6 protein-coding genes and 1 pseudogene are annotated in these 6,390 nt (G+C 33.0%); 5 read left to right on the top strand and 2 right to left on the bottom strand.

Annotated elements, in window-relative coordinates; translation table 11 throughout:
* Positions 1-655, bottom strand: a 655-nt coding sequence (locus HMPREF2963_RS06925; RefSeq protein ID WP_048800341.1) for an SSURE domain-containing protein, incomplete at its 3' end; no start/stop codon positions are given.
* A gap of 168 nt (positions 656-823) precedes the next feature.
* Between HMPREF2963_RS06925 and HMPREF2963_RS06920 the strand changes: the two genes are divergently transcribed.
* From HMPREF2963_RS06920 to HMPREF2963_RS06905, 4 genes are all read left to right on the top strand, one after another.
* Entirely contained in the window at positions 824-1,360 is a 537-nt protein-coding gene (locus HMPREF2963_RS06920) for a histidine phosphatase family protein (RefSeq protein WP_070669290.1), read from the top strand.
* A 214-nt stretch (positions 1,361-1,574) separates the two neighbouring features.
* Positions 1,575-3,449, top strand: coding sequence for an NTP transferase domain-containing protein (locus tag HMPREF2963_RS06915; RefSeq protein ID WP_006270515.1), 1,875 nt, complete (start codon positions 1,575-1,577; stop codon positions 3,447-3,449).
* On the top strand, positions 3,433-4,356 hold the full coding sequence (locus HMPREF2963_RS06910) for a DMT family transporter (RefSeq protein ID WP_070669278.1): 924 nt from the start codon (positions 3,433-3,435) through the stop codon (positions 4,354-4,356). The genes HMPREF2963_RS06915 and HMPREF2963_RS06910 overlap by 17 nt, the downstream gene beginning before the upstream one ends.
* A 35-nt stretch (positions 4,357-4,391) precedes the next feature.
* Positions 4,392-5,096, top strand: coding sequence for a sugar phosphate nucleotidyltransferase (locus tag HMPREF2963_RS06905; RefSeq protein WP_003071385.1), 705 nt, complete (start codon positions 4,392-4,394; stop codon positions 5,094-5,096).
* Positions 5,097-5,153: 57 nt separating this feature from the next.
* Here HMPREF2963_RS06905 and HMPREF2963_RS09305 read toward each other — a convergent pair.
* Positions 5,154-5,228, bottom strand: a pseudogene (locus HMPREF2963_RS09305) (IS3 family transposase); the annotation flags it as partial.
* Positions 5,229-5,407: 179 nt separating this feature from the next.
* On the opposite strand from HMPREF2963_RS09305, the gene HMPREF2963_RS06900 reads away from it, so the two are divergent.
* On the top strand, positions 5,408-6,390 hold a 983-nt coding region (locus tag HMPREF2963_RS06900; RefSeq protein WP_148132069.1), incomplete at its 3' end, for a hypothetical protein.

The raw sequence follows: 6,390 nt of genomic DNA, 5'->3' as shown, positions 1-6,390 counted from the left end.
CTGCATGATTTGCTGTGCCATTATCTGACCATGGTGCTCCATTTGAGGATTTGAGTAGAAGACGTGTTAACATCCCATCTCCACCAAAAAGTTCATACGGAATTACTTGGTTCACACCTGCTGTAAAAGGTCCTGGATAAGTAGCATTATCAAGGTAAGAGGCAGGAACATTGATATTACTTTTAATATTATCTAAAACTGATTTTTTCGCTTGATCCAATGAAGAATCCTTCTCTTCCTTTGAAGTAGCTTCTTTTACTACTTTTTCAGTTGCTTTTTGAATTTCCTTAGCAGCCTCTGCAATCGTTTTGCCAACTTTGTTTTCTTTTGTAACTTCTTGCTTTTCTTGAACTTTCTTATCTGGTGCTTGATTTGTTTTTCCAGCTAATTCTTGTGAAGGCTTCGTTGTATCTGGCGTTGCTTTTTCAGTTTGCTTTGTATTAGCATCTACTATCGGCTTTTGCAAATCTGTCGAACTATTTGAAGGGGTTGTTGTCACCACCTTGTTTTGCGAACCAACTTGTGCATTTACAGGATTACTAATGAGAATAAAGAATCCGCTTGTCACAACAACCGAAGCTACACCCACACTCAGGCGGCGAATAGACCATTTGGTATATCTTTCATGATTTGGACGATGATTTTTGGCAACCATATTATTACTCCTTTAATTTATTTTTAATGGTTGACTAAAGTATACCAAGCCCCTATTAACCATCCGTAAGGAAAAGTTAAAATTTTTCTTAAATAGGAGTTATTATTTCATTATGTTAAAAAAATGATGAACTATCAACAACATTTCTTTTTTGATACAATATTATTTATGAAAAACACATATTACTTAATCCGCCATGCACATTCAATTTATAGCCCCGACGAATGGAATCGTCCTTTATCACAAAAAGGACAAGCTTCTCTTTCGCAATTAAACATGTTAGAAAGCAAACCTATTTCTGCTATTTATTCCAGCCCCTACAAGCGGGCAATTGAAACCGTCGAGCCTTTGGCTCAAACATTGGGACTTTCTATTCAGCTGGACAAACGCCTGATTGAACGAAAATTAAGCAGTCAAAGTATTTCCGACCAAGCATTTGAAACTACTCTGAAACAACTTTGGAAAAATCCTGCTATTTCTCTACCGGGCGGTGAATCCAATCTCACAGCTCAAAAACGAGCCCTATCTTTTCTACAAGACTTAGAAAAACTGCATCAAAACGAACACATTATCATTAGCTCACACGGAAATCTGGTTTGTATCCTACTCAACTATTTTGATGATACCATCAATTATAACTTTTGGAAACAACTGCCTATGCCGGTTGTTTTAGTATTGAAGGATGGTAAAATTTACTTGCAATGAAATTTAAGCCTATTTTATTTTCTATAAATAATTACATGTTTTTACTAGTGAAATTCTTAAATCGGATAAAAAGGATTTAAGAATTTTTATTTTACAAATATATTCTTTCACCACTGCTTTCTGGTATATTTTTTCCAAATTAATAAAAGTATTGACAAAAGTTTAAAATAAGATTACAATATAATTGTTCAAAAAATGAACAAAGGAGTGCGCCATGAATGACTTGTTTACTGTTTTATACGAACTCAATCAAAATAGATACTTGTCTCAACGAGAAATATCAGATAAAACTAATATTTCTCTAGGAAAAATTAACAATATCCTTAAATTATTAGAAGAAGAAAACTACTTGTTAATCGAAAAGAGAAAAAAGAATATTTATCATTTGACTGAAGCTGGCTTACAGCTATTGGAACGTTTCTTAAGAGAAGAACAGCAAAAAAAAATTTCATTGAGCAATGATAAAAAAGTTATCACGAATGCTGTCATCCTATTAGCTGGACAAGCACAAGAAATTAATATTCCTGTTGGATTACTACCTCTAGATAATGAAACCATTTTAGATAGAAGTATTCAATTATTGATTTCATCAGGTATTACCAATATCGTATTAGTTGTAGGTTTTGCCAAAGAAATGCTAATTCCGATTGAAAAAAAATATCCTCAGATACACATAGTTGTTAATCAACAATTTAAAACGACCGGAACAATGGCCTCTTTAGCAAAAGCAAAATCCTTTATAAATGATGATTTTTTACTGATTGAAGGAGATCTAGTATTTGAAGAACGTGGCTTGACACGACTTCTTCATTCTAACGATACTAGCAGTGTTTTAATTACTAGTGTCCGAGAAAATTATGATGAAGCTATGGTTGAAATTCAAGGAGAACAAATTTCTAAGATAAGCAAAGATATCCATCAATTTAATCATATTGATGGAGAGATGATTGGAATGTCTAAATTCTCTTTTCCTTTTTTTGAAAAAATGTTAACTATTTTTTCAAAAAATGAAAATCCTCTTGTTAATTATGAGTATATCATGATGGATGTTGCTAGAGATTATCGTTTAGGATATGTCCGCGTAGATGATTTTATCTGGGGAGAAATTGACGATCAATCACAGATAAAATCTGTCACACAAATCATTTACCCACGCATTCTTCAAAAAGAAAAACGATTAGAAATTGACACTGTTCGCACGTTCATAAAAGATAAACTAGATGTTACAGATAAAGATATTGATTTATTAGAAAGTGCCGGTGGCATGACCAATAAAAATTATAAGGTCATTCTAAATGGACAATCCTTTATCGTCCGAATTGCTGGAAATGGGACTGATCGCTTTATTGATCGTACAGCTGAAAAAGAAAACAGCATCATTGCTCAAATTTTGGGACTTGATGTCGAGACAACTTATTTTGATGCTGAAACAGGAACTAAAATTAGTCAATTTATCACAGGTGCAGAAACACTGAATCCAGTAACAGCGGCTTATCCTAAAAATATGGAATTAACAACTAATTTACTGAGAAAACTACATCATTCTGGTTTAGAGTTCAGCAATGAATTTAATGTATTTAGAGAAATTGAAAAATATGAGCATTTAGCAGATGAAATGGCTGCCACTTATTATGAAGGATACCAGGTCTTACGACCTCTCGTTTTATCCTTGGAAAAAGATTTATTAAAAATGGGAATTGAAAAAAAACCATGCCATATTGATACTGTACCAGAAAATTTTGTTAAAGATAATCAAGGAAAAACTTTTTTAATTGACTGGGAATACTCTGGAATGAATGACCCTGTATGGGACTTAGCGAACCATAGTATTGAATGTAATTTTACAAATGCTCAGGAGCAACAGTTACTAGAAACTTACTATCAAACCAAAGAACTTCCTCCACTGATTGAATTAAAAGTTCTTGCTTATAAAATTTGTTCTGATTTTGTCTGGTCAGCTTGGACAATTTTTAAAGAAAGTAGAGGTGATAACTTTGGTAGTTATGGAAAAGACCGTCTGGAGCGCGCTTGGAAAAATATGACCTTGTATCAAGAAAAAAGAGAGGATTATCATGAACTCTTATCGTAAAGGAATTTTCAGTGGTTTATTATCGGGACTACTATGGGGAGCAGATACAGCCTTTAATGGATGGGTGTTACTCGCCGTTCCATTTTCATTGGTTGACAAACGTTTAGTAGCTGCATCGTTACTTCTAGCTTTTTTCCATGATCTATTTTCTGCTTTATATTTAACAATTTTGCAGGGCATAAAAAGTGAACTACGAACGACTATTTCAAAATTCAAACTCAAAAGTGCTTTATTTGTAATGTTTGCTGCTTTATTTGGCGGTCCTATTGGCATGCGTGCTTATTTATATGCCATTGATACAATTGGAGCTGGATATACTGCAAGTATCTCCGCTCTATATCCAGTTGTAGCTGCCGTTTTAGGAGCTCTATTTTTAAAGGACTATCTAACAAAAAAAGGGTGGATAGGACTGCTTCTATCTGTACTAGCTATCAGTATATTAGGATATTCTCAGCTTAACTCTTTAAATGAACAAGCAGTTTGGGGGTTCATCGCGGCCTGTATTTGTGCTGGCGGTTGGGCATCAGAAAGCGTTATTTGCGCCTATGGTATGAAAGATGATATTACTCCAAAAGAAGCACTGTTCATACGGCAATGGGTATCCAGTATCGTTTACTTTTTCTTTATCGTTTTTGAAGGACATGCTTTGTTTAATTTTTACAGCGTATTAAGTCGTCCTATTACTTTTGCTATCATCGCTTTAGCGCTTATCGGTACTACATCCTACCTTTTCTACTATCAAGCTATTGATACAATCGGACCCGTCAAAGCAACAGGAATGAATGTCACCTACTCCATCTGGGCTATTATTTTTAGTATCTTACTAATTGGTGGACATTTTGACATAAAGTTGATTTTATGTAGTATCATGATTATCATCGGTACTCTTTTCATCTCAAAAGAGTGAACCATAACATTGTATAAATCAGAAAGTAGGTTATTATGAGAGCTATTATTTTAGCTGCTGGCATGGGAACTCGTCTCCGACCAATTACTCTAACGACTCCCAAATCTTTAATCAAGATAGGAAACGAAACCTTGATTGAACGACAAATCCATTTCTTACGAGAAAAAGGCATAGATGAAATTATTATTGTTACAGGTCACTTAGCCGAAAAATTTGAATTTTTAAAAGATAAATATCAAGTAACTTTAGTACATAATGACAAATATGCTATTTATAACAATTTTTATACAATGTATTTAGTCAAACAGTATCTATCAAATACTTATGTTATTGATGCCGATAATTATTTAGTTGATAATTTTTTGTCAAACAATCTAGAAACTTCTACTTATTTTTCTGCTTATAAAACAAATTTTAAGCAAGAATGGGTTCTTCACACCAATAGTGATTCTTTTGTGACAGATATCACTATTGAAGATGGAGAAGGACCTATTATGTGCGGAGTTTCCTATTGGAATTCTACAGATGGTGCTTTATTACAAGAAGCAATTGAAAAAAAATTTGAGTTAGGAAATTATGCAGATATTTATTGGGATAATATCGTTCTAGATCAGCTCCCTAACTTAAACGTTAAAATCCAATCTATTTCCCATAACAGTATTTTTGAAATTGATAGTCTAGAAGATTTGCAACATCTACATAATGTATTAGGATACTCCCAATATCAAAGTGATAAATAACGAATTCTTACAGAAAAAGAAGCAGAAAACTGTGTGCTGACTCCAAAATAATTGTTGAAAGGATTTGGTTTTGTATTGAACAGGATTCAATCCTTTTAATTTTGTTTTGATTCGCTTGTGATTGTAAGAATCAGCCTTAAAATAATAGTCATCATCTAAACGCATCCTCTTTACCAAACAACTATAAATTTGATTAAAAATTCTCTTCTTAGTTAAATATAATTTTTACATATAACTTACAAGAAATACAAAAAACAAATTGAAACACATGATATAATAAATTATATTATAAATTTAAAGGAAATATTACTATGTCTAAAATGAAAAAAGCTACACTTATTATTGGTGGAGTCAGTTTGGCATTTTTAATGTCAGCGACTCCTGCATCAGCAATCACATCTCCAAATACTGCAGAGTTGGTACAACATAAACAGAACAATATAAATAAAGATATCACTATCAAAGTTTGGAAAACAGAAGATGAAGTTAAGTCTGGAAAGCCTTTATTTACTTATAGAACAAAATTCAAAGGAGAATTAGAGCAAAATTATATCTCTGAAATTTTAAAAAATATGAAAGATGATATCCTATCCAAAAAATTGATACGCTCTTATGGATATGATGCAGGAACTAAAGATTTTCACTTTTTTCTTACTGATCTAGGTGGTCTAAATATCGGAGATAGTGAGCGTACCCCTTATAAAATCGAAATAAAAACAAATAAGGACGGTACAAAATATCAAGAAGTGAGTTACACTACCCCTACAACAACTCCTCACTATTATTATACTGATAAAACGGGGAAAGAAGTAAGTGGCAAAACCATAGTCTCTCCAGACGATGCCGCCTATGATACCTATCTTAATAAAAAACCTACTCTATTAATCAAGGATGGTAATCTTATAGAACCCCTTTCTATTTTAAAGGAAAATCAACAAAAAGTTTTCAATATTAAGCAAGGGAAAGACTTCTCAGTCTATGTAGGTTATGGAAAAGATGTTCAAATCGACTGGGAACAAGTTCGGAAACAGTTACCCGCAGGATTGACAGTTACTAAACCTGACAGTGATCAAACAACCAAAATAACCGGCTCTCCTAAAAAAGTAGGAAACTACACTATTCCAATTACACTAAGATTACCGAAAAAAAATAAAGTTACTGAAAATACTACTGTCAAACTCGTTTTCAATATTCAAGGAAAAAAGAATAGTTGGGGACAGGATGCTAAAGGTGATTGGTTCTATTACAAAGCAGATGGCTCTCTAGCGAAAAACCAATGGATTAACAATACCTA

It is taken from the genome of Streptococcus sp. HMSC067A03 (genome assembly GCF_001814295.1).
Classification (GTDB): Bacteria; Bacillota; Bacilli; order Lactobacillales; family Streptococcaceae; genus Streptococcus; species Streptococcus constellatus.
This window is presented reverse-complemented; position numbering and strand designations above follow the sequence as displayed.